Below are 650 nucleotides of genomic sequence, written 5' to 3' on the forward strand. Positions count from 1 at the left end.
TGCCCATCGCGGCGCCGGGCGGCCCCTCCTCGCCGGCGTCGAGGTAGCGCTCCCGGAGCGCGCCGTCCTCGCGTGCCGCGACCTCGGCTGTCGACTTCTCGGACTCGATCTCGGCGATCACGTCCCCCTCCTCGGCCGTCTCACCCACGTCGAGGTACCACTCGATCACGATCCCCGTCTCCATCTCGACGCCGAGCTTCGGCATCCGGACGACGTATGGCATATACTCTCAAGAAGAGGCGAATACCGACAAAAAGCTGTTCGTCCCGGCGACTGAGGGGACGCCGGGAGTTATGCGGCTGCGGCCGCCAGTCCGTCCATGGTACTCACTCACGTCCGAGTGCTCGACAGCGTGACACAGCTCTCGGCCGACGCCGAACCGGGGGTCGTCGTCGCCGCGAGCCACGGCGGCGCCTACGCGGGCTACCTCGCGGCGCGGGCCGGGGTCCGCGGGGTGATCCTCAACGACGCCGGGGTCGGGAAGGGCGCGGCGGGCGTTAAGACCCTCCCGGCGTTCGACGAGCACGGCACGCCGGCGGCGACGGTGGCCCACGACAGCGCCCGCATCGGCGACGGCGCCGATACCGTCCGATCGGGGCGGATCAGCCGGGCCAACGACACGGCCGCCGCGCTCGGCTGCTCGGAGGGCG

The 650-nt window shown here is 71.7% G+C and carries 2 protein-coding genes; one reads left to right on the forward strand and one right to left on the reverse strand.

Annotated elements, in window-relative coordinates:
- A partial coding sequence (locus ACFR9S_RS11180; protein WP_379818674.1) for a lipoyl domain-containing protein occupies nucleotides 1-223 on the reverse strand: 223 nt, incomplete at its 3' end.
- A 96-nt stretch (nucleotides 224-319) separates the two neighbouring features.
- Here ACFR9S_RS11180 and ACFR9S_RS11185 point away from each other — a divergent pair.
- The coding region (locus ACFR9S_RS11185) for a hypothetical protein (protein WP_459077204.1) at nucleotides 320-650 on the forward strand (331 nt) is incomplete at its 3' end.

The sequence above is a fragment of the Halolamina salina genome, from assembly GCF_042678005.1.
GTDB classification, from domain to species: domain Archaea; phylum Halobacteriota; class Halobacteria; order Halobacteriales; family Haloferacaceae; genus Halolamina; species Halolamina salina.